The organism is Sporosarcina sp. D27 (assembly GCF_000586555.1).
Taxonomy (GTDB): Bacteria; Bacillota; Bacilli; order Bacillales_A; family Planococcaceae; genus Sporosarcina.
Genome location: NZ_AZUC01000018.1, coordinates 41,091 through 62,450, shown reverse-complemented (window position 1 = coordinate 62,450; position 21,360 = coordinate 41,091). Strand labels below are relative to the sequence as shown.

Annotated in this window: 21 protein-coding genes and 5 tRNA genes; 22 read left to right on the top strand and 4 right to left on the bottom strand. The window is 42.2% G+C overall.

Annotated elements, in window-relative coordinates; all coding sequences use genetic code 11:
- Positions 1 to 2 precede the first annotated feature (2 nt).
- From truA to rpsI, 3 genes are all read left to right on the top strand, one after another.
- Positions 3 to 749: a tRNA pseudouridine(38-40) synthase TruA gene (gene truA, locus N693_RS0105675; protein ID WP_025783834.1), complete on the top strand. Its 747-nt coding sequence runs from the start codon at positions 3 to 5 to the stop codon at positions 747 to 749.
- Positions 750 to 917: 168 nt separating this feature from the next.
- Positions 918 to 1,355 (top strand): 50S ribosomal protein L13, encoded by a 438-nt coding sequence (gene rplM / locus N693_RS0105670; RefSeq protein WP_025783833.1) that lies wholly within the window; start codon positions 918 to 920, stop codon positions 1,353 to 1,355.
- Between the two features lie 19 nt (positions 1,356 to 1,374).
- Positions 1,375 to 1,767: a 30S ribosomal protein S9 gene (gene rpsI, locus N693_RS0105665; protein ID WP_025783832.1), complete on the top strand. Its 393-nt coding sequence runs from the start codon at positions 1,375 to 1,377 to the stop codon at positions 1,765 to 1,767.
- 119 nt (positions 1,768 to 1,886) lie between these two features.
- On the opposite strand, the gene hpaB is transcribed toward rpsI, so the two are convergent.
- Complete coding sequence (hpaB, locus tag N693_RS0105660) at positions 1,887 to 3,344, bottom strand: 4-hydroxyphenylacetate 3-monooxygenase, oxygenase component (RefSeq protein ID WP_025783831.1); 1,458 nt, start codon at positions 3,342 to 3,344, stop codon at positions 1,887 to 1,889.
- A 251-nt stretch (positions 3,345 to 3,595) separates the two neighbouring features.
- Here hpaB and N693_RS0105655 point away from each other — a divergent pair, with 251 nt between their 5' ends.
- The 4 genes from N693_RS0105655 to N693_RS0105640 all read left to right on the top strand — a co-directional run bounded on the left by N693_RS0105655 (position 3,596) and on the right by N693_RS0105640 (position 6,746).
- Positions 3,596 to 4,447, top strand: coding sequence for a mechanosensitive ion channel family protein (locus N693_RS0105655; protein WP_025783830.1), 852 nt, complete (start codon positions 3,596 to 3,598; stop codon positions 4,445 to 4,447).
- A 52-nt stretch (positions 4,448 to 4,499) separates the two neighbouring features.
- Entirely contained in the window at positions 4,500 to 4,796 is a 297-nt protein-coding gene (locus N693_RS0105650; RefSeq protein WP_025783829.1) for a rhodanese-like domain-containing protein, read from the top strand.
- 99 nt (positions 4,797 to 4,895) lie between these two features.
- Complete coding sequence (locus N693_RS0105645) at positions 4,896 to 5,609, top strand: N-acetylmuramoyl-L-alanine amidase (protein ID WP_025783828.1); 714 nt, start codon at positions 4,896 to 4,898, stop codon at positions 5,607 to 5,609.
- A gap of 78 nt (positions 5,610 to 5,687) precedes the next feature.
- Positions 5,688 to 6,746 (top strand): Mrp/NBP35 family ATP-binding protein, encoded by a 1,059-nt coding sequence (locus tag N693_RS0105640; protein ID WP_025783827.1) that lies wholly within the window; start codon positions 5,688 to 5,690, stop codon positions 6,744 to 6,746.
- A 16-nt stretch (positions 6,747 to 6,762) separates the two neighbouring features.
- On the opposite strand, the gene gerD is transcribed toward N693_RS0105640, so the two are convergent.
- Positions 6,763 to 7,362: a spore germination lipoprotein GerD gene (gene gerD, locus N693_RS0105635; protein ID WP_025783826.1), complete on the bottom strand. Its 600-nt coding sequence runs from the start codon at positions 7,360 to 7,362 to the stop codon at positions 6,763 to 6,765.
- 139 nt (positions 7,363 to 7,501) lie between these two features.
- Here gerD and N693_RS0105630 point away from each other — a divergent pair, with 139 nt between their 5' ends.
- Positions 7,502 to 8,179, top strand: coding sequence for a KinB-signaling pathway activation protein (locus tag N693_RS0105630; RefSeq protein ID WP_025783825.1), 678 nt, complete (start codon positions 7,502 to 7,504; stop codon positions 8,177 to 8,179).
- A gap of 44 nt (positions 8,180 to 8,223) precedes the next feature.
- On the opposite strand, the gene N693_RS0105625 is transcribed toward N693_RS0105630, so the two are convergent.
- Positions 8,224 to 8,886, bottom strand: coding sequence for a hypothetical protein (locus N693_RS0105625; RefSeq protein WP_025783824.1), 663 nt, complete (start codon positions 8,884 to 8,886; stop codon positions 8,224 to 8,226).
- 179 nt (positions 8,887 to 9,065) lie between these two features.
- Here N693_RS0105625 and N693_RS0105620 point away from each other — a divergent pair.
- The 14 genes from N693_RS0105620 to N693_RS0105550 all read left to right on the top strand — a co-directional run bounded on the left by N693_RS0105620 (position 9,066) and on the right by N693_RS0105550 (position 20,424).
- Positions 9,066 to 9,140: transfer RNA gene (locus N693_RS0105620), tRNA-Asn, on the top strand.
- 14 nt (positions 9,141 to 9,154) lie between these two features.
- Positions 9,155 to 9,230, top strand: a tRNA-Thr gene (locus N693_RS0105615).
- A 43-nt stretch (positions 9,231 to 9,273) separates the two neighbouring features.
- Positions 9,274 to 9,348: transfer RNA gene (locus N693_RS0105610), tRNA-Glu, on the top strand.
- 67 nt (positions 9,349 to 9,415) lie between these two features.
- Positions 9,416 to 9,500, top strand: a tRNA-Tyr gene (locus N693_RS0105605).
- Positions 9,501 to 9,583: 83 nt separating this feature from the next.
- A tRNA-Gln gene (locus tag N693_RS0105600) sits at positions 9,584 to 9,658 on the top strand.
- Positions 9,659 to 10,044: 386 nt separating this feature from the next.
- Positions 10,045 to 12,153, top strand: coding sequence for an EAL domain-containing protein (locus N693_RS0105590; protein ID WP_025783822.1), 2,109 nt, complete (start codon positions 10,045 to 10,047; stop codon positions 12,151 to 12,153).
- An 88-nt stretch (positions 12,154 to 12,241) separates the two neighbouring features.
- Positions 12,242 to 13,150 carry an arginase gene (gene rocF, locus N693_RS0105585; protein WP_025783821.1) on the top strand — a complete coding sequence of 303 codons (909 nt, stop codon included), beginning with the start codon at positions 12,242 to 12,244 and terminating at the stop codon, positions 13,148 to 13,150.
- A gap of 207 nt (positions 13,151 to 13,357) precedes the next feature.
- Entirely contained in the window at positions 13,358 to 13,921 is a 564-nt protein-coding gene (gene sigW, locus N693_RS0105580) for an RNA polymerase sigma factor SigW (RefSeq protein ID WP_025783820.1), read from the top strand.
- Positions 13,922 to 13,932: 11 nt separating this feature from the next.
- The gene (locus N693_RS0105575) at positions 13,933 to 14,574 is read left to right on the top strand and encodes an anti-sigma factor (RefSeq protein WP_025783819.1); all 642 of its coding nucleotides are present in this window, start codon (positions 13,933 to 13,935) and stop codon (positions 14,572 to 14,574) included.
- 141 nt (positions 14,575 to 14,715) lie between these two features.
- Positions 14,716 to 15,555, top strand: coding sequence for a diadenylate cyclase CdaA (cdaA, locus tag N693_RS0105570; RefSeq protein ID WP_025783818.1), 840 nt, complete (start codon positions 14,716 to 14,718; stop codon positions 15,553 to 15,555).
- Positions 15,548 to 16,909, top strand: coding sequence for a YbbR-like domain-containing protein (locus N693_RS0105565; RefSeq protein ID WP_025783817.1), 1,362 nt, complete (start codon positions 15,548 to 15,550; stop codon positions 16,907 to 16,909). Before cdaA ends, N693_RS0105565 begins: the two co-directional genes overlap by 8 nt.
- Positions 16,910 to 16,947: 38 nt before the next feature.
- Positions 16,948 to 18,297 carry a phosphoglucosamine mutase gene (gene glmM, locus N693_RS0105560; protein ID WP_025783816.1) on the top strand — a complete coding sequence of 450 codons (1,350 nt, stop codon included), beginning with the start codon at positions 16,948 to 16,950 and terminating at the stop codon, positions 18,295 to 18,297.
- Between the two features lie 119 nt (positions 18,298 to 18,416).
- Positions 18,417 to 20,018 carry a diguanylate cyclase gene (locus tag N693_RS0105555; protein ID WP_025783815.1) on the top strand — a complete coding sequence of 534 codons (1,602 nt, stop codon included), beginning with the start codon at positions 18,417 to 18,419 and terminating at the stop codon, positions 20,016 to 20,018.
- Positions 20,019 to 20,049: 31 nt separating this feature from the next.
- The gene (locus tag N693_RS0105550; RefSeq protein WP_025783814.1) at positions 20,050 to 20,424 is read left to right on the top strand and encodes a response regulator transcription factor; all 375 of its coding nucleotides are present in this window, start codon (positions 20,050 to 20,052) and stop codon (positions 20,422 to 20,424) included.
- A 50-nt stretch (positions 20,425 to 20,474) separates the two neighbouring features.
- Here N693_RS0105550 and pstA read toward each other — a convergent pair whose 3' ends face one another.
- The gene (gene pstA / locus N693_RS0105545) at positions 20,475 to 21,359 is read right to left on the bottom strand and encodes a phosphate ABC transporter permease PstA (protein WP_025783813.1); all 885 of its coding nucleotides are present in this window, start codon (positions 21,357 to 21,359) and stop codon (positions 20,475 to 20,477) included.
- Position 21,360 lies beyond the last annotated feature (1 nt).

Here is a 21,360-nt window from a genome sequence, read left to right as displayed (position 1 = left end):
GCATGATGCGTATAAAAGCGACGGTTGCATATGACGGTACTCAATTTTCTGGCTACCAATCTCAACCTAAAATGAGAACGGTGCAGTCGGATATTGACAAAGCCCTTCGTAAGATGCATAAAGATGATTCGATCCATAGCGTGGCAAGTGGGAGAACAGATGCTGGGGTGCATGCATGGGGACAAGTAATCCATTTTGACACGCCTCTCAATCTGACTGAAGATAGTTGGCTAATGGCATTGAATGTCTTGTTGCCTAAAGATATCCGTATCCTTTCTGCCCAACCTGTAAGTGAGGATTTTCATGCGCGTTATTCAGCAAAAGGGAAAACGTATCAATATCGCTGGACGAGGAAACCTATCCAAAGCCCATTTGACCGCAATTATTCCGTTCACTTAGGTAAATGGAATCCAGAACTTAAACGGATGCAAGAAGGTGCGGTACATTTACTTGGCAAACATGACTTCACGAGCTTTTGTTCATCCCAAACAGCAACGTCAAACAAGGTTCGGACAATTCGTATGCTTGAAATCGAAGAAAAAGGCGATGATCTCATTTTAACCATTGAAGGAGACGGCTTTTTGTATAACATGGTGCGCACAATTGCAGGTGTCCTTTATGCGGTTGGAATCGGGTGGGACGAGCCACAAGAAGTGGCTGAAATCTTAGAAGCCCGCGACCGCAAACGTGCCGGTAAAACTGCACCAGCACACGGTTTGTATTTGATGAGTGTTACGTATGGAGAGTAAAGCAACTTTTCCAGGTGTTTATATGAAAACTGCTTGACTTTCTAGACGATAACCGGTAAGATAATATTTGGTATTTCAATAACCCCACAAAAAGCCCCGAAAGTTTATTTGTGTTTAGGGATAGAGAAAACGGAACAGACTGATATTCATTTAGGAGGATATGAAACTATGCGTACAACATTCATGGCTAAAGGCCACGAAGTAGAGCGAAAATGGCTCCTAGTAGACGCTGAAGGCCAAACGCTTGGACGTCTTGCTTCAGAAGTCGCTACATTGCTTCGCGGTAAACATAAACCGACATTCACACCAAACGTTGATACAGGTGACCACGTGATCATCATCAATGCTGAAAAGATTCAACTTACAGGTAACAAATTGAAAGACAAGAAATATTACCGTCACTCAGGTTACACTGGTAGCCTTAAGTCTCGTACAGCGCTTGAAATGCGCACAAACTATTCAACGAAAATGCTTGAACTAGCTATCAAGGGAATGCTTCCAAAAGGTCCACTTGGTCGTCAAACAGCTAAAAAGCTTCACGTTTTCGCTGGAGCAGAGCACACTCATGCAGCACAAAAACCTGAAGCATTTGAGCTTCGCGGGTAATTAAGAGGAGGAAACACTTTTGGCACAAGTACAATATATCGGCACTGGCCGACGTAAAAGTTCAACAGCTCGTGTACGTTTAGTTCCTGGTGAAGGTAAAATCGTCATCAACAAACGTGATGCAGAAGAATACGTACCATTCGAAACACTTCGCGAAATCATTAAGCAACCACTTGTAACTACGGGTACACTTGGAAGCTACGATATTCACGTAAACGTGAACGGTGGAGGATACACAGGACAAGCAGGAGCAATCCGTCACGGAGTAGCTCGTGCATTGTTAACTGTAGATCCTGATTTCCGTCCAGCTCTAAAGGCTGCAGGTCTACTTACACGTGACCCACGTATGAAAGAACGTAAGAAGCCAGGTCTTCGCGGCGCTCGTCGTGCACCACAGTTCTCGAAGCGTTAATCATCAACTATTCACAGTCCATTCCTTTACCGGAATGGGCTGTTTTTGTTTGGGGAAAATTAGTACCAGGTATGTGAATCAGATTTTGTCTTCAGGACAATCATTCCTCCTTGATAGGATTACCTTTGACATCCATCTAATGGCCCGAGCAAAGACTCGATCATGGAAAACCCATTAGGTAATGGGTAAGAGCGATCCAATTGACTGGCCAGACGAATGGGGTCACCAAAGAAATAGCGTTCGTATTGAGTTTGTCTTGTGCCGAAAGAACTCATCGTCAAATCCCATGCGAGTCTGAAGATTTTCACTCGGTCTTCTGCATTTTTAGTAGCCCCTTGCAAATACTGAACCAAGTCCTGCTGGATATCGGATTGGAACGCTTTTTCGGTAGGAATGGTTACCATCCCGCTGGCTCCTATTAACTGAATGATTTCACTGAAGCGAGGATAGACTATAGGAAAGATGTTACTTGCTACCTGGAGTGGCATCATACTAGGTCGCATATAGCCCCATTGATCGAGTGTCGCATCTTGCTCGGATTTATCCAACAATGCTTTCAGCGTTTCTAAACTAATGATAATTTCTGATAATTTTCCTTGAATGTGCGAATACTCGCCTACGTTTATCGTTTCTACTAGAAGTTTCGCAACGCTTAGCATGAATTCTGTTTTGACAACTTGTCGTGTAATGACTTGGTGGAGTGTATATGGATGAAAGGAACTGGTTGCGAAGAATTGGGAAGCCACTTCAGTATTGTGATAAAAGAAAACACGCTCCCATGGGACGAGTGCGTTATCGAACACGACAATCGAGTCCATCTCTTCAAATCGAGAGCTCAGTGGATAATTAAATGTGGAGTCAGTACCTGCAAAAGATTCCCTGCAGATGAAACGCACTCCCTCAGCATCTGAAGGTAGTGTGAACGCAAAGGCTTCATCTGGGTCTGGGAGTAATTTGGGGGCACTGAATACAAGGATTTCATCAGTGAGTCCGCCTTGGGTTGCAAGCAATTTCGCACCCTTTATAACGAGGCCATCTTTTGTAGTATCCACGATTCTTGCGGAGATGGGCTCATCGGAAGACTCGAAATATATTGGTGCTCGATTTACCTGGGGGTTAATGAATGTATGAGTAAACGTCAAATCCTGTTCTCTCGCCCGTTCATATGCAGATTGAACATGATGGGGGAAGCAATTCTCTTTTCCTTCTAGAAAGTATGAGGAGCTTGCAAAACTCATAAGAACCGTATTTAAGTAGTCTGGACTTCTTCCCATTAGTCCACAGGTTTGGCGTGCCCATTTCTCGATCATAGTCCTGCGCTTTTTTAAGTCTTCTTTTGTTGTTGGCTGTAAAAAAGAAATCCCTACTTTTTCGCCAGATGTAGGAGAATCGTAGGTCATCTCGGACTTATGTCCACGCAAAACCTGATAGTCATATAAAGTGGCTTTTGTTTTTAACAGTCCCCGGAACTCTGGACATTCGGAAATAGGCGCCTTTAACTGATGGCCATCCAGCCATATTTCCGGTTTCAATTGGTTAATACGGCTTATGAATTCCTGGCCGTTTTTTGCTCCCATAGAACTCCTCCTACTTTTGGTGTTTAACATAGTCTATTACCTAACTAGGAAATGTGATTACATAAAAAGATTTCTACCTATAGGAAGATAAATTCAAAAACCAGGCTGTACATTTACCTATACGTGAAAAAGGTCGAAGTTGAAAGTAATTTTCTGACTTGTAAACTGGGCACCGAATTGCTTGAAAATAAGTTTTCATATGGGGTATGCTATTTTAATGCAACAGCATGAAAGTGAGGTTTCTATTAAAAATGGAGCAATTTTTTGCTAAAATCCCTTTTGACCTGGATAAAATAATTGAAACAGCTATCAAGCTTGCCGTCATAATTGCGACTTTTTCTATTGCGGTTCCTTTAGGCAAAAAAATGATCAGTGCGACCATTCATAAGATGTCTCTGACTAGAAAGACAAAACCGGGTCGCATTAAGACACTCGATAAATTACTTTTAAATATTTTTTCTTATGTAATGATCTTCATTTTTATTGGCACCGTGCTATCCCTATTCGGTGTGAGCATTGGCCCTCTTATCGCCGGTGCTGGTGTTGTTGGACTAGCCATAGGATTCGGTGCACAAGGGCTTGTGAGTGACGTCGTGACAGGGTTCTTCATCCTTCTGGAGCAACAGATGGAAGTGGATGATTATGTAACGGTTGCGGGCATTGACGGAGTCGTGGAAGAGATCGGTTTACGAACTACGAAAGTAAGGGCGTTCGATGGGACTCTCAATTACTTACCGAACCGCATTATCGAAAATGTAGCAAACCATTCACGTGGCAACATGCGAGCTCTTGTTGATGTTGGGATTAGCTATTACAACGATGTCGACCAAGCGATTAGTGTGTTGGAGCGGGTTTGTGATGAATTCCAGCGTGATGAACGTTTTAAAGATGGTCCGCATGCGATTGGAGTGCAAAGTATAGATGGCACAAACGTCGTGCTCCGAGTGATTGGTCAAGTTGAAAATGGACTGCAATGGGAATGTGAACGAGACCTTCTGAAGGCCATCAAGGTAGCATTCGATGAAGCAAATATCGAACTTCCACTGAACTATCAAGTGATTCATCAGCAAGAGCAACTAGGCGAAAGCAATGGACGCGATTGAGTGAAACGTATATGATACCCATAGCAAGTCAAGCGTACAGGAGGTAAACAAGATGAAAGAAATTACAGCGAGTGAATTGGAAACGTTGTTAGAAGAAGGTCAGCAGATTAACATGGTTGACGTTCGGGAATCGGATGAAATTGCGACGGGTAAAGTCATTGGTGCAATCCATATTCCACTTGGTGAAATTCCAGCTCGATTAGAAGAACTCGACAAAACAAAGCCGTATACAATTATTTGTCGCTCGGGCGGAAGAAGCGGTCGTGCAGCGCAGTTTTTAGAAGAAGAAGGATATGACGTAACCAATATGACTGGCGGTATGCTTAGCTGGCAGGGCCCAATCGAATAAGTAACTCTTGCAGACGTCTTTCAAAGGAAGGCGTCTTTTCTATGCTTGGTCATATTAGAAACCGCTCGCGCGTATAGTGAATGAAAAAGGCGGTGTCATATGAAGCGTGTGATGATTATTGGCTTACTATTAGTTTGTTCTTTAAGCGTTGTTTGGTATGGAGTAAATGCTTCGGATCGTGCATTTTTCATGCCTGCGGAGCTAGCTGGCGTCAAAGTACTGCTGGATGCAGGGCATGGAGGAGAAGATGGTGGTGCATCTACTAAAGAGCTTATTGAAAGTGATGTCAATCTTGCCATTACAAAAGAAGTGGAAAAGAAGTTGAAACAAAAAGGGGCTACTGTTGTAATGACGCGTACGAAATCTGGGGATGCCATCGCTGAGCATGCGCCAGATAAAGAGTTCTCATCGATGCGAGAACGCAAATTCGAAGACCTTAAGATGCGTGTTAAGATTGCCGAAACTGAAGAACCTGATTTGTTTCTAAGTGTCCATGTGAATGCGATCCCACAGACGCAGTGGAGAGGGGCACAGGTTTTTTACCATCCTGAAGGACATAAAGGTGGAGAAGCACTTGCAAAATCGATCCAGAGTGCGTTTAAAGACCAATTAAAGAATACAGACCGTGAAGCTATGAAGATCAAAGGTGTGTACTTACTGAAGAATATTCAAGTTCCTTCTGTCATCGTTGAAACAGGGTTCATTTCAAATCCTGAAGAACATAAACTGCTGGCTGATACTAATTATCGGAAAAAAGTTGCGGATGCGATTGTCGAAGGGGTTGTCAAACATCAGTTAATGGACCAAAAATGATAAGCGCATCGCCGTACTCGGAAGACGGACTATGATATACTTGGGGTGAATGTACTAAACTCTAAGGAGTGTTCCGTTGTGATAAATGAAGAAATAGTACGTGAATTACTTGGCGGTATGAGCGATCCTTTTTTACATAAAACTTTGGCAGAAACAGATGGGGTCGTCGGCATTACCATCAAGCCTGAAAAAGCGCATGTGAGTGTGAAATTGGCAATTGCTAAAGTGAACACAGCTGAGCAAATGACCCTTCAAACAAAAGTTGTCGAGGTTCTAAAGGCTGCGGGTGCTGATTCGGTGGGAATTCGATTTGAAGAATTGCCTCAAGAGACATTGGAGAAATTCCGTGGAACTGCGACAGCTGCAGAAGCCCAAGATTTACTATCTCCTATCAATGATGTGACGTTCATCTCCATTGCGTCAGGTAAAGGTGGAGTTGGGAAGTCGACAGTTTCCGTTAACTTAGCAGTTGGTCTTGCTCGTCTTGGTAAAAAAGTAGGGCTAATTGACTCAGATATTTACGGTTTTAGTGTTCCAGATATGATGGGGGTTACAGAATCACCTGTAATCCGTGGAGATCGGATTATTCCTGTTGAGCGTAAAGGTGTTAAAGTCATTTCAATGGGCTTCTTCGTTGAAGATAATGCACCTGTCGTTTGGCGTGGACCGATGCTTGGTAAAGTACTCGACCAGTTTTTCAGAGACGTGGAATGGGGAGAATTGGATTATATGATCCTCGACTTACCACCGGGTACTGGTGATGTTGCGCTCGATATTCACCAGATGATTCCTGCCTCTAAAGAAATCGTAGTGACAACACCACATCCAACAGCTGCGTTCGTCGCTGCTCGTGCGGGTGCAATGGCGTTGCAAACAGACCACGCGTTGCTAGGAGTTATTGAAAACATGTCTTGGTTTGAATCCAAACAAACGGGTGAAAAGGAGTTTGTTTTCGGTTCTGGTGGCGGAAAGAGGCTTGCTGAGGAACTTCGCACAGAATTGCTTGGCCAAATTCCACTAGGGCAACCTGATTGGGATGAAAAGGACTTCGCACCATCGGTTTACGCAGCTGACCATCCGATTGGACAGATTTACTTGGAAATTGCTCAAAACGTTGTGGATAAAATCCAGAAATAAGTAAAAGCGGAGTGGGTTACTTTCCCCCTCCGCTTTCTTCTTTGTCATCTTCTTTTTTCTTTTTCTTATCGTCTTTTTCAACTGGCTTCACTTCTCCTGCCTGCAAAATGAGTTCTTGCCATTTTGCTTGGAGCAAGGGACTGCTAATCGTTTCTTCAATTGCTTTTTCAAATTCCTTTTTCAAAGAGCCAGAGTGCAAGATGTTTTCTAGCTGTTTTTGCATATCAGGAGTGCCAAAGAACTCTTCAAGCTCTTTTTGGAATGACGCATCGTTCATCAAAGCTTTCATAATTTCTTGTTGCTGATCCTTCATACTGGAAGCAATTGTTTTTTGGAACTTTGGATCATCGAACGTTTCTTTCCAAAAATCTTTTCCTTCTTTTGAAAGTAACGTCGATTCGATGGCGGAAGTTACTTCTGGTTGTTCAAGGACGAGCTGTTTTCTGAATTCTTCTTCCGTCAGCAACTGTCTGATCGCTTTTTTCCCTTCCTCCGTTTGTATCGCATCAGTCATCATCTTTTTTGTTTCATCGTAAGAAGGGGATGCGTTTTGTGCATTGCTACATGCGGATAAGACGAATAGGACAGGGAGCAGATACATTACTAATTTTCTCATGAATTTGAAATCCCTCCACTGGCTTTTCAATTATTGTTCACAACTTTGCGCATATTATGCAAAGACTGTTGAATGAAATAGATTTTTCGATAAATCGCTGTTACACTAGAATCAGTAATTAAAACGGAGGAACGCTGCTGTGACTATACGAAATTGGATTAAATTTTTCATACGGGCTCTACTTTTAGGTGGCGCTATTACTGGACTTGTCGGACTGATTGTTCGTTGGAACTTTTTTTACTCATACTTATCAACAGGAGAATATGTCCAGTTTTTAGGTGCTTTTTTATGGATGGTATTTCTAGGGTTTACGATGAGTGTAATCGCACAAATGGGATTCTTCGCCTATTTGACCATTCACCAGTTCGGAGTCAATTTGTTTAGAACGTTGACACTCTGGAATTGGGTACAACTACTGTTGATCGTCGTTGTTCTCTTTGACTTAGTCTTTTTCAGATTCCGTCTGACTTCAGATGATGCAGGACGGACTGTTCTCTATATGGTGTTGCTTGTGATACTTGTAGGAACTGCAGCAGTAACGGCTTGGTTCAAAGCACAGTGGACTAAAAAACATATCTTGATTTCCGCTTTGTTTTTCATGATCGTCATTACAACTCTTGAATGGTTACCAGCTTTGATGGTCCGCAAAGGAGAAGTCGACACATGGGTGACGATTATGCTATTCCCGCTTGTCGCTGTGAATGCCTATCAACTCCTCGCGCTTCCGAAGTACAATCGCAAGTCTGATGAGGACAAACTAAGATTAGATGCAAGAAAAGCAGAGCGCAGAAAACAAAAAGCTGCCAATGCAAAATAACAAAAGACGCACACTGGAGAAAATTGCCAGATGTGCGTCTTTTGTCATTCAGGAATCTTTTTGGTTTTGACATCTGTCGCAAATAATACATCTTCCACGGATTGAAATTCACGACTGGCTAATAATCGATCGATATCATCCAAAGTTGTTTTTCCCTTGCGCTCTAGGGATACGGTTAATATTTCACCTTTTTTATGAGGAGGGAGTTTTCCTCCTTTCCAACGTAAAGTGGAACCGAGAGCATTTATTTCATGCTTCCATAAGGATTCTTGAAGTAGTTTTGGAAAGACTTCATCGCTTGTACGGAACCAAAGAGGTTTTTTCTCGAATAGGGTCGTGAATTCCTCTAACTGCTTAGTGAAGAGGGCAGAATCTTCCTCATAGGCGGCTCCATCTTTACCTAAAAGAGCAACAGGAATATTCTTTTTGCGAATGAGTTCAGCAGAGTCCGGGAAGCGCATTGCCCAAGCAGTATCTACTAGTAACAAAGGATAAGGGGCTTCTAGCTCTGCAATCCAGTTTTCAAGAGCAGAGTCGCCAAAAGAAATATCCAAAGTCAGAGCCGAGCCGGATGTACCTCTAACAACAACATCGGGTTCCTGTGTTAGTTTGAACACACTCAATATCTGAGGAGCTGTAATGGAAGAGGGCCATAATACGAAAATTAGCGTACAAATGATAATGATCCAACCTATTTTTTTTAGCACAACAAGCTCCTTTCCAACATGTTTACTGTACTTTATGATGAAGGCTTGACCGTTATGCGCACCACATGCTATTATGTAAAAGTCGTCAATAGACGAAGAGAACGCGATAAAAAAACTTATTGCTATTTTTAGAAGTTGTGGTATAATTTTCGTTGTTCGATAGAAGCTAATACTATTATTCCGCAGTAGCTCAGTGGTAGAGCAATCGGCTGTTAACCGATCGGTCGTAGGTTCGAGTCCTACCTGCGGAGCCATTTTCCATACCTATGCTTCCATAGCTCAGTAGGTAGAGTGCTTCCATGGTAAGGAAGAGGTCACCGGTTCGAATCCGGTTGGAAGCTCCAGTAATCTGTTTTAAACAGCTGGCGACGGTTTAGCTATAAATATGGCCCCTTGGTCAAGCGGTTAAGACACCGCCCTTTCACGGCGGTAACACGGGTTCGAATCCCGTAGGGGTCACCATGTTTGTTTCAGTAGTACATAGCAGATAAGCGATGTCGCCATGCACGCTTATCAACAATTAACTAATGGTGGGGTAGCGAAGTGGCTAAACGCGGCGGACTGTAAATCCGCTCCCTCCGGGTTCGGCGGTTCGAATCCGTCCCCCACCACCATTTTCCATGTATAGTCTTTTAAAAGATTGGTTATCTTTATTAGTAGTACTCCGGCGCAGAGATGAGCCGATTTTTTTAATTACTGGGGTATAGCCAAGCGGTAAGGCAACGGACTTTGACTCCGTCACTCGTTGGTTCGAATCCAGCTACCCCAGCCAAAATTTTTAAAACTTCGTTTTAAAAATTTTTGCGAGAAATACCGTGAGGTATTTGGAGCAATACCATGCAAGAAAAGAAAACTCTGTATAAAACCTGCAATAGATACTAGGATTACACATATAAACTTCGTTTTAAAAATTTTTGCGAGAAATACCGTAAGGTATTTGGAGCAATACAAAATAATTGGAAATCCTAGTTACAATATGACATTACTCTTGAAATAATTCGAAAAAATGATCTTTTAAAAAGTGTTTAAAACAAACCGATAGTTAAAATAGAACGTCCTCGTCCCTTCCTAGCTCAACGGAAAGGGTTTTTTTGTCTTATATCTATTAATATGAATACTCACAGGTTCCAGTCGGTTCCTTGATGAAAGAGGTGTCACATGACGAACCATCAGGATATGATTCATAACTTAGTTCATCGTCAACCACAACTAGAGGTCTCACAATTGTTGAACGACATCGTATATGCCATAGATAATTCTGCAATTGTAGCGATTACGGATAGAACCGGAGAAATTATTTATGCAAACGAGTTTTTCTCAAACCTCTCACAATACTCTCAAGATGAGCTCATAGGGGCAAATCAACGCATTGTCAATTCAGGATTTCACCCAAAATCATTTTTCAAAGAAATGTGGAAGACAATTGGTCAAGGGAGGATCTGGCGAGGAGAAATCTGCAATCGCGCTAAAGATGGTTCTCACTATTGGGTGGATACCACAATTGTGCCGTTCTTAAATGAAAAAGGAACTCCGAAACAATATATTTCGATTCGACATGACATAACTGAAAAGAAAAACATAGAAGTAACATTACGAAAACAAGCAGAGTTGTATCGGCTGATTACAGAAAACTCGGGTGACTATATTGCTGTCGTAGATGAAGAAGGCAGAATTCACTACCAATCGCCGTCAATTGAAAAATTAATCGGCGACTCAAATCCTGATTTATTGAAGGCGATGGTAAGTGAGGATCTAGACAACTTAAGGGACGCCCTTCATCGTATAAATCAGTCACAAGTACAAGAGGTATCGGTAGAATTCCGTTTAAAAGTAAATCAAAACTGCAATATGCAAATGCGTGGTAGTTTGTCACGTATTACAACTGAAGGGGAATATGTAGGATACAGCGTTTTGGTCATACAGGATAACACGGCTGTAAAACAACAAGAAAAACTCATTTTGGACTTATCATCCATTGACCAGTTAACTGGCCTATTAAATCGAAGATCATTTTTAAAAGGATTGTTCGTTGAAATAGATCGAGTAAAAAATACGGACGAATTGCTTGGATTAGTCCACCTAAACATTGACAAACTGCGTTATGCCAATGAAACGTTTGGTCATGATCGGGGCGATGAAATTCTTAAAAAAATTGCAGAGCGGCTTTCTTTGTATCTGGATGGGGAGCTGTGCGGAAGAACGGCTGGAGATGAGTTTGCTTTTGTCATAAAAAGCGATAAGTCCCCCGAAGAACTATTTGAGTGGACTTGTGCATTGCAGAAAATAATAGAAGCACCTGTTGAAGTGGCGGGGCAATTATATAATCCTTCTGTAAGCTGTGGACTGTCTGTATATCCTATTCATGCAACTGAAGTGCCTGGTTGGATTACAACGACACAGCAAGCGATGCAGTATGTAAAAGAACAAGGGGGTTCAGGAAGTGCAATTTTTGTTCCTGATATGTATTCTGAATCGTTAGATCGAATTATTTTAGAAAACGAGCTTCGGAAAAGTGTTAAAGAGGAACATTTTCTATTGGAATATCAGTCGAAAGTTGATCTGGACAAAGAAGTAATCGTTGGATTTGAAGCGCTAGTTAGATGGCAACATCCTGATCTTGGACGAATTCCTCCCGACAAATTCATCGGGCTAGCAGAAGAAACGAAGATTATCATTCCTCTTGGAGAATGGATTTTAGAAGAAGCGTTTAAAAAAGCAAAGCAACTTCAGGCTGTTGGTACAGTGCCTATAACAGTAGCGGTCAACCTCTCGGCGGTCCAATTAGAGAGTCCAGATCTTATTCCATTTGTTCAATCACTACTAGAGAAGACTGGATTAGATCCTGCATGTATTGAAATGGAAGTGACAGAGAGTGCTTTTGCAGACCGGTTGGAAATGAGTTCGTCTCTTAGACGGTTGCGAGACCTTGGATTCGTTGTATCCATAGATGATTTTGGAACCGGGTTTAGTTCGTTCAGTTATATAAAGGAATTCCCTGCGGAAACATTGAAAATTGACATGTCATTTGTTCGGGATATTGAAACGAGTGAAAATAGCCGTGCGATCATAAAAGCGATTGTTACAATGGCGGACACTGCTGGGATGAATGTCATAGCAGAAGGAATTGAAACAGCAGAACAAGCAGATATTGTTAGGCAACTTGGTTGCAGAGAGGGCCAAGGCTATTTTTATAGCCGTCCAATTCCAGCTACAGAAATTCGTGAATTTCTTGAAAAGTTTCCGAAAAGGCGTAATGCTTCTGAATAAATATTCAGTATATTGCTTGGTTGAGCCATTAGAAAGAAGCGGATACAATAGAAATGTCAGATAAAGAAAACTTCAGGGGGAAATAGACATGGAGAAGAACTTAAACATTTCAATGGTAGGCGTTCCGCTTGACTACGGACAGAGCCGAAGAGGCGTAGATATGGGACCAAGTGCAATTCGTTACGCAGGTGCAGTGTCTCGTCTTGAAACAATTGGCCATCTTGTGACAGATACAGGAGATATTGCTGTGCCAACGGGAGAGCGCGTTGGACAAGACATAGATGGGTTGAAAAACCTTGATGAAGTTACAAATGCATGCACGGAGCTTGCTGAACGTGTAGCTGAGTTAACGAAGATTGAACAATTCCCGCTTGTTTTCGGCGGCGATCATAGCATGGCGATTGGTACACTTGCAGGACTATCAGAGAAATACAATAATCTTGGTGTCATCTGGTATGATGCGCACGCTGATATTAATACAGAAGAAACATCACCTTCGGGTAATATCCATGGGATGCCTCTAGCGGTGAGCCTTGGAATGGGGCACGATCGACTTGTAAACATCTATAAAGAGGGTCGGAAAATTAAACCTGAAAACGTTGTTATCATAGGAGCACGTTCTGTCGATCCTGGTGAACGCAAAGTGATTAAAGAATTGGGGATTAAAGTGTTCACGATGCACGAAATCGATCGTGATGGTATGACGTCTGTCATGAATCAAGCAATTGACTACTTAAAATCTAAAAACATTGACGGTCTCCATTTGTCACTGGATTTGGATGGATTGGATCCGCTTTATACACCAGGTGTAGGCACGCCGGTTCCAGGTGGCATTAGTTATCGTGAAAGTCATTTAGCAATGGAGATGCTTCAAGATTCAGGATTAGTCACTTCTGCGGAGTTTGTAGAAGTCAATCCGATTTTGGATGATAAAAATGCAACTGCAGACGTAGCAGTTGGATTAATCGGTTCGCTATTCGGTGAAAAACTTCTATAAGGGGAATTTCTTGCACGTTTTGAAATTAATAAATGAGTGTAAAAGAGGCATACAATCAATGTGTGTCTCTTATTTTTGTGTGTATTGTAGAAAGTAAGGAAATTTTTTCTGCAATTTGGTAAAATGAATTTATATTGAAATGAAACCTGTAGACCCCTTCATCCGTATAGAAGGGACAGCCGCAGCAGAAGCGGAGGATGAGAGTCTTTGGATGAGTTGATCAATAAACGAATAAATGAAGTGCTGAAAGGGAATCAAGATTCTTTTGAAGAGATTGTACTGCTTTTCCAGAACCGCTTATATCATGTCTGTTATCGGATGCTCGGAAGTCGGGAGGAGGCACAGGATATCGCGCAGGAGGCTTTCGTTAGGGCGTATTCAAATTTGCATACGTTTGACCAAAAGCGTAAGTTTTCAACGTGGATTTTTCGAATTGCGACGAACCTATGCATTGATCGAATCCGGAAAAAGAAGCCGGATTATTCTCTGGATGCGCAAGTTCCAGGGACGGAAGGGCTCGATATGTACTCACAAATTGCAGCCGCTGAAGATCTACCTGAAGAGGAAGTCGAACGTATGGAGACACAAGAACGTGTTCAATACGAGATTGGACGGTTGCCAGAAAAGTATCGTTCTGTTATAACACTTAGGTATATGGAAGAACTGCCACTCCAAGAAATCGCCGACATATTAGACCTTCCGCTAGGCACTGTAAAAACACGTGTGCATCGAGGGCGGGATGCTTTACGAAAACAGATAGGTACAATGTAGGAGGGGTAAGGATGACTAACTGTCCAAATGAGGTTGTCCAATATATGCACGAATATCTGGATGGAGAAATTGCTCCTGAACAAGAACAGGTATTAAACGAACATCTCGCTACGTGCGAAGAATGCCAAAAGCTATTCGACGAATTGAGTGATGCGGTCGCGCTCCTTGAACTCGCAGATCCGATGCAAGCACCGGTTGGATTTACTGAGGGAGTCATGGCGCGATTACCTCAGCGCACACAACAAAAAAAGAAGACAGGAGTAAATCGCTGGTTACGCAAACATCCGATGTTGTCTGCAGCAGCATTATTTCTCATTCTAATGAGTGCGGCACTTTTTTCAAGCTACAATACTAACGAACAATTTTCAGTTACGATGCAACCGAACCTCATAATTGAAGGAGATACAGTTGTCGTCCCTGCAGGCGAAGTGGTCAAAGGGGATCTCGTAGTAAAAAATGGGGACTTACGTATTGAGGGACAGGTGGATGGAAATGTAACTGTCATCAGGGGAGAGAAGTATATGGCTTCCACCGCCGTCGTGACAGGTAATATTGAAGAAATCGATGAACTATTCGACTGGCTATGGTATAAGATGAAAACCGCATTCAAAGGTCTAGCCCCGGACAAAACTGAAAATCAAGATACTGAGTAAGCGCCGCGCAATTTTGCCGGTCGCTTTTTCAGTAGGGCGGGAACTTGGTGAACGGTTTTCCCGTCTAAGTACAGCATGTAAAGAATGCTCTATGGTATACTTAAATTAGTGAAAAACTGTCTGCAAAGGTAGGGGAAGCGCATGCCTGATTGGGGAATAATTACAAATATGAATGCTGTTGAAGTCTTGAAAGCCATTTTGGATGTGCTTCTCGTTTGGTTTGTTGTGTATAAACTCATCACAATTATCAAAGGAACAAAAGCTGTACAGCTATTAAAAGGGATCTTTGTTATTTTAATCGTCCGGATTTTGACTGAATTACTTGGTCTAGACACCTTGAAATGGATGGTAGAGCAAGTCCTGACATTTGGTTTCTTAGCTGTGATTATCATTTTCCAACCTGAGTTGCGCCGTGCACTGGAACAGCTTGGCCGAGGGCGACTGTTCGCTCGGACACAAATGCAGGAAGAAGAAGAGAGAGATCGTCTGATTAGTGCATTTACTAAATCGGTGAGTTATATGGCGAAACGACGAATCGGAGCGCTCATTACAGTGGAAAAAGAAACGGGCTTAAGTGAATACATTGAAACCGGTATCACCATGAATTCTGATATTTCATCAGAATTACTCATTAATATCTTCATCCCGAACACACCACTGCACGATGGGGCAGTCATTGTTCAAAAAAACAAAATAGCAGCAGCAGCCTGTTATTTACCACTTTCGGAAAGCCCGTTCATCTCAAAAGAATTAGGAACTCGGCACCGAGCAGCGCTAGGAATTAGTGAAGTGACCGATGCGTTCACCATTATTGTTTCCGAAGAAACCGGTGCTGTTAGTGTGACAACTGACGGCGATATTAATCGCAATGTATCGATGGAAGAATTTGAACGAATTGTACGTCTCGCTTGGTTCGGGGACACTAACGCTGTTAGTGCTGTAAACTCCATTTGGAAATGGGGGAAGAGAAAAAATGGATAAATTCATGGATAGTCCTTGGTTTTTGCGATTAACGGCACTCGCACTTGCACTCTTTCTCTTCTTTTCTGTCCGTGCAGACGAAGAAAAAAAATCGCTTGCAAATGTAGGAGACTCAGTGGATATCATTAATGATGTTCCAGTTGAAGTCTACTACGACAACGAAAACCTCGTGGTTACGGGAGTTCCTGAAACGGTCAATATGACAATTAAAGGACCAACAAATTTAGTTCAGACAACAAAGTTACTCAAAGACTTTACTTTGAAAGTCGATTTACGAAGCATGCCTATGGGAAGTCACACGGTTCAAATTCAGACGGAAAATATTTCAGATAAAATCAAAGTCAAATTGGATCCGGCAACGATAGAAGTAAATATTGAAGAGAAAGTTACACAATCGTTTAAAGTCGATCCGGAAATGAACGATAAGTTACTGGCAGATGATTACGAACTCGTGAAAATGGAAGTGGATCCATCGACGATTGAAGTAACAGGTGCTAAAAGTGTTGTGGATTCCATCAGCTTTGTAAAAGTTTCTGTAACGGGTGACAATGAAATCAACAAATCGTTTGAGCAAAAAGGAAGAGTTCGAGTACTCGATCGAGATTTGAACAAATTGAATGTTTCTATTGAACCAGAAGAAGTCACTGTAAAAGTGGATGTAGAAGCGTATCATAAAGAGGTACCAATATCCGTTAAGCAAAAAGGGAAAACAAAAGAAGGTATTACTGTCAACTCCTTAACATCCGATGAGAAAATGGTTACCTTATATGGCCCACGTAAAACGGTAGACGCTATCGATCAGCTGAACGTGGATGTAGATGTGAGTAAGATTACCGGAAGCGGGAAACAATCGATTGAATTGCCAAAACCAAAAGGTGTCCAAAAAATGTCAGTTGACAAAGTGAATGTCAATATTGACGTCAAAGTATCTCCAGAGGCAGAAAAGGATAATGCGGATGGAGATAAGTCCGATGACGAAGCCAAAGTACCGTCTTCTGGAGACTCTACCAACTCAGATGTTGCAACAGAAGAACCTTCTACAGATGGACAGGAACCTAGCACCGTCACTAAGAAGACTCGTAAATTTACTGGGATACAAATTGGAATACATGGTTTAGACAACAGTTTTAAAGGAAGAATTGTAAAGCCTTCGGATGGGGTAGCAGCAGTTACGTTAACGGGCGAAGAGAAAGTGATCGATGCGCTAACTGAAACGGATGTTACTGTGTTTGCAGAAGCTAAAAGTGTGAACCATGTAGGTGACCACGTTCTGCCGATTTTTGTGCAGGTACCATCGAATGTTCAGTATGAAGTTAGTTTTAAAGATATTACAGTAATGGTTGAACAAGCGTAAAATACGCAGAATGGATAGGATCGAAAGGGAGAATGAAAATGACTAAGTATTTCGGTACGGATGGTGTAAGAGGCGTTGCAAATGCAGAATTAACTCCAGAATTGGCTTTTAAGTTAGGTCGTTTCGGAGGTCACGTCCTCACGCAGCATTCAACAGAAGTAGCACGTGTTCTTGTTGGAAAAGATACTCGTATTTCTGGTCAAATGTTAGAAAGTGCGTTAATCGCTGGGCTTTTGTCAACAGGAGTCGAAGTCATGACACTAGGCGTAATCAGTACACCAGGAGTAGCTTATTTAACGAGAGCCATGAATGCTCAAGCGGGTGTTATGATTTCAGCTTCACATAATCCAGTCGAAGATAATGGCATTAAATTCTTTGGAGCAGACGGCTTTAAGCTGTCAGACGATCTTGAATCTGAAATTGAGCAACTTTTAAATGCGGAAACAGATACGTTACCTCGCCCAACAGGTGGCGAGGTAGGAACCATTACAGAATACTTCGAAGGCTGTCAAAAATACAATCAGTATTTGAAACAAACAATAGACGGTGATTTTGAAGGCATGCACGTAGTCCTCGATTGCGCACACGGTGCAACTTCTACGATTGCAACACACGTTTTTGCAGATTTAGAAGCAGACCTGACTACCATGGGGGCGTCCCCAAATGGATTAAACATTAATGACGGGGTTGGCTCAACTCACCCTGAAGAACTCGCTAAACTTGTCCTTGAGAAAAATGCTCAAATTGGACTTGCATTTGATGGTGACGGAGACCGCCTAATCGCAGTCGATGAAACGGGAACGATTGTAGATGGAGACCAGATCATGTATGTCATCGGTAGTTATCTTCACTCAAAAGGCGCGTTAAATTCAGATACGATTGTTTCTACAGTTATGAGTAATCTTGGATTCTACAAAGCGTTAGAAGAACAGGGGATCCAAAGTGCTCAAACAGCGGTAGGTGATCGCTATGTTGTAGAAGAAATGCGTAAAGGCAATTATAACCTTGGCGGCGAACAGTCAGGACATATTGTTTTGCTGGACTATAACACAACGGGAGACGGTCTTATCACTGGACTGCAGCTTGTGAATATTATGAAGCGAACTGGTAAGAAGTTGTCTGAATTGACGAGTGGTATGACGATTTATCCTCAAAAGCTTGTGAACATCCGAGTGACGGATAAGCATGCTGTAACGGATAATGCAAAAGTCGCTGCGATTATTAACGAAGTAGAAGTTGAAATGGCTGGAGAAGGACGGGTTCTCGTACGACCTTCTGGAACAGAACCATTAGTTCGTGTGATGGTGGAAGCACCAACAACAGAAGCATGTGAAAGTTATAGCACTCGAATAGTCAATGTGGTCACTCAAGAGATGGGATTAGACTAACGTTAATGGATGAAGAACTGAAGTTCCTAGATTAAAAGGACTTCAGTTCTTTTCAAAATTATCAAATGAGCTGTGTTCAGGGGAGAAGGACGTTTGTAGTAGGGAACGGGGGTGTAGGTGTGGACTACGAAAAGTATCGTAAACTGTTAGCTGGAAAAACAGAGGAATCTTTCACGAAATGGGACACTAAAAAGATGGTGAATGAGTCCGAACTCTATGCGTTTCTTCATACATTGAAAGGAACTGCTGGAACAATTGGGCTTCATGATCTAGCAGAATTTTGCAGTGCCCACTTAGAAATCTTGTCTCCAGATGATGAAGCAGGTATTCCAGTCTCTTCTTTAAAAAATTTTAAAAAGAACATTCGTCTCCTGGTTAATGGAAACAAAAAGAAAAGACGGGATATCGTATTGCCGGACTTATATACGAATCATTTTGACCAAGAGACCTTCATTTTACTTATAGATGACGATTTAGAGTTCGTCTCGTTTGTAAAGGAATTGTTGGAACAGCTAGGCGCGCAAGTTCTTGTCGCCATGAATGGCAAACGTGGTATACAGCAATTTTACGATATGCAGCCGAATATGGTGATGATTGACTTACAACTACCGGATATGACGGGGTTGGAAGTCTATAAGAGAATTTGTGATACTGCAAGTGATCGGCATGTAATTTCCATCTTAATGAGCAGTAACTATTCCAATGAAGTTATTAGCCAAGCGTATGAAGCAGGGGTAATGGATTTTATAAGAAAGCCATTTGAACTGGATGTATTTGTACCTTTTGTATTTAATCGAGATAAATTACGAAAAGCAATTAGTCAATCCATTACGACAGACGGATTGACTGGTGTAGGTAATCGAAAACGGTTAGATGAGATGCTAAAATACTGTGAAAGACTCTCGCAACGCTCTGGCACACCATTCTCTGTCGTAATGATGGACTTAGATCATTTTAAAAGTGTAAATGATACATATGGACATCCCACAGGTGATGAAGTTCTCAGGGCTTTTAGCAGGATCGCCCTTGAAGAAAAACGGGAAACCGACTATATCTTCCGTTATGGAGGAGAAGAATTTGTCATGCTCATTGCAGGTGGCACAGAAGAAGCAAATACTTTTGTAGAACGGTTGCATGAGTCCTTCAATAAGCTTGTGTTCGAAGATGGCGATCGCTCATTTTCTGTCACGTTTTCAGCAGGAATCGCAGAATATGAAGGTAGATTGGAAATGCTTCTTATTGAAGCGGACCAAGCGCTCTATCAAGCAAAACGCACTGGACGGAATCGGAGTGTAATTTTTGATAAGAGTATAGTCCAAGTAAAGCGTAAACTTCAAGTCATCATTGTCGATGACGACCTCCTTATCCGGACGATGTTGGAAGAAGAACTGAATGGATGGATTTTACCTGACATTGAGTTATCTGTGAAGTTGTTTGAAGACGGAGTATCATTTCTAGCAGCGGACTGGTATGATCCGGATACCAACTTCATTATCCTTTTGGACGGTATCATGCCTGGAATGGATGGACTGGAAGTATTGGAACGACTAAAGCGACGACCCGATACAAATAATGTCTTGGTTTCAATGATGACGGCCCGCACGAGTGAAGAGGATATTAAGTCTGCACTTTGGCTAGGCGCGGACGATTATCTGATGAAACCTTTCCAAAAGAACGAAATTCTATCTCGGATCCAGAATTTATCATCTAGAATGTTTTAATACAAATTTGACAAGACCAGGAGGATCGCTCATGGAAGAAGGCAAGAAGATACTGGTGGTCGACGATGAAGAGATTTTACGAATGCTGATTGCTGATACGCTTTCTTTTGAAGGATATGCAGTGGAAGAAGCGCAGGATGGACAAGAAGGGTTTGACAAAGCAGCAACTGGTCAATACGATGTCGTCCTCCTTGACTACATGATGCCAAAATTAACAGGGCCAGAGGTATTAGAACGCTTACAACCGCTCAAACTTGGAATCCCGATCATCATGCTGACAGCAAAAGCTCAGCAATCAGATCGTGACTTAGCTGCTCATTTTGGAGCAGATTATTTCATGCCTAAACCATTCAGCCCTTCTGAACTTGTTGCACTGGTAACACAAGTCTTGGAAGAGGCTAAGTAAGAAAAACAAAAACGCTAGCTCCTTAATTGGAAGCTAGCGTTTTTGTGTCTTCACGCTTTAATCGTGTATTTGTTCCGTAAGTAAATAGCAGAGCCATTCAGTAGAAACAGACTGATGAGCAACACAATACTAGCGGCTGCAGCTAAGTGCGCATAGTCTGCAACCAGTGCTGCGTCCAATGTCCAGTAGTAGATTTGCATCGGTAAGACCGTGAAACGATCTAAGATTCCACCTGGGAATGGGATGAGTAACGCAGGTATTCCTAGGACTACAAGCGGTGCTGTCTCTCCAATGGCTCTTGAAAGAGCTAAGATTGCACCCGTCAAAATTGATGGTAAAGCGACTGGCAAAATAACAGATTGAATGGTTTGCCACTTGGAAGCACCTAATGCGTAGGACGCATCTCCGAGCTGATGTGGAACAGATCGAAGTGCTTCTTGAGCTGAAACAATGACGATAGGGAGAATGAGCAACGATAAGGTAAGCCCTCCAGCGAGTACGACACTTCCAAATCCGAGTGCTCTTACAAACACCGTCAATCCGAGAATTCCGAAGACAATCGATGGGACACCTGCAAGATTCCCAATATTGGTTTGAATGAACGTTCGGATTTTACCATTCTTTGAATAGAGTTCTAAGTATACAGCCGAACCAATTCCAACCAGCATAGTTACTGGAACAACAACAGCTAGCAACCAGAAAGTACCGAGTACGGCTCCCATAATTCCAGCTCGTTCAGGTGTAGTGGAAAAACGTCCTGTTAGGAAATCGAGTGAAAGCCAACTCAAGCCTTCGGAAGTAATTCGAACTAACAAGATGCCCATGATGACAATTCCAAACAGAGCAGCAGCTCCGAACATTATCTTGGCTGAGCGGTCTGCGAGAAGACGGAAACGAATTCTAGATGAATTTGGCGATTGTCGTGTATGAAGCATA

Coding starts and splice junctions, on each gene's coding strand:
- N693_RS0105650 (WP_025783829.1), top strand. CDS start 4,500: ATGAAAGAAATTACAGCGAGTGAATTGGAAACGTTGTTAGAAGAAGGT.
- glmM (WP_025783816.1), top strand. CDS start 16,948: ATGACTAAGTATTTCGGTACGGATGGTGTAAGAGGCGTTGCAAATGCA.
- rocF (WP_025783821.1), top strand. CDS start 12,242: ATGGAGAAGAACTTAAACATTTCAATGGTAGGCGTTCCGCTTGACTAC.
- N693_RS0105655 (WP_025783830.1), top strand. CDS start 3,596: ATGGAGCAATTTTTTGCTAAAATCCCTTTTGACCTGGATAAAATAATT.
- gerD (WP_025783826.1), bottom strand. CDS start 7,362: ATGAGAAAATTAGTAATGTATCTGCTCCCTGTCCTATTCGTCTTATCC.
- N693_RS0105550 (WP_025783814.1), top strand. CDS start 20,050: ATGGAAGAAGGCAAGAAGATACTGGTGGTCGACGATGAAGAGATTTTA.
- cdaA (WP_025783818.1), top strand. CDS start 14,716: ATGCCTGATTGGGGAATAATTACAAATATGAATGCTGTTGAAGTCTTG.
- N693_RS0105590 (WP_025783822.1), top strand. CDS start 10,045: ATGACGAACCATCAGGATATGATTCATAACTTAGTTCATCGTCAACCA.
- pstA (WP_025783813.1), bottom strand. CDS start 21,359: ATGCTTCATACACGACAATCGCCAAATTCATCTAGAATTCGTTTCCGT.
- N693_RS0105565 (WP_025783817.1), top strand. CDS start 15,548: ATGGATAAATTCATGGATAGTCCTTGGTTTTTGCGATTAACGGCACTC.
- N693_RS0105575 (WP_025783819.1), top strand. CDS start 13,933: ATGACTAACTGTCCAAATGAGGTTGTCCAATATATGCACGAATATCTG.
- rplM (WP_025783833.1), top strand. CDS start 918: ATGCGTACAACATTCATGGCTAAAGGCCACGAAGTAGAGCGAAAATGG.
- N693_RS0105645 (WP_025783828.1), top strand. CDS start 4,896: ATGAAGCGTGTGATGATTATTGGCTTACTATTAGTTTGTTCTTTAAGC.
- hpaB (WP_025783831.1), bottom strand. CDS start 3,344: ATGGGAGCAAAAAACGGCCAGGAATTCATAAGCCGTATTAACCAATTG.
- truA (WP_025783834.1), top strand. CDS start 3: ATGATGCGTATAAAAGCGACGGTTGCATATGACGGTACTCAATTTTCT.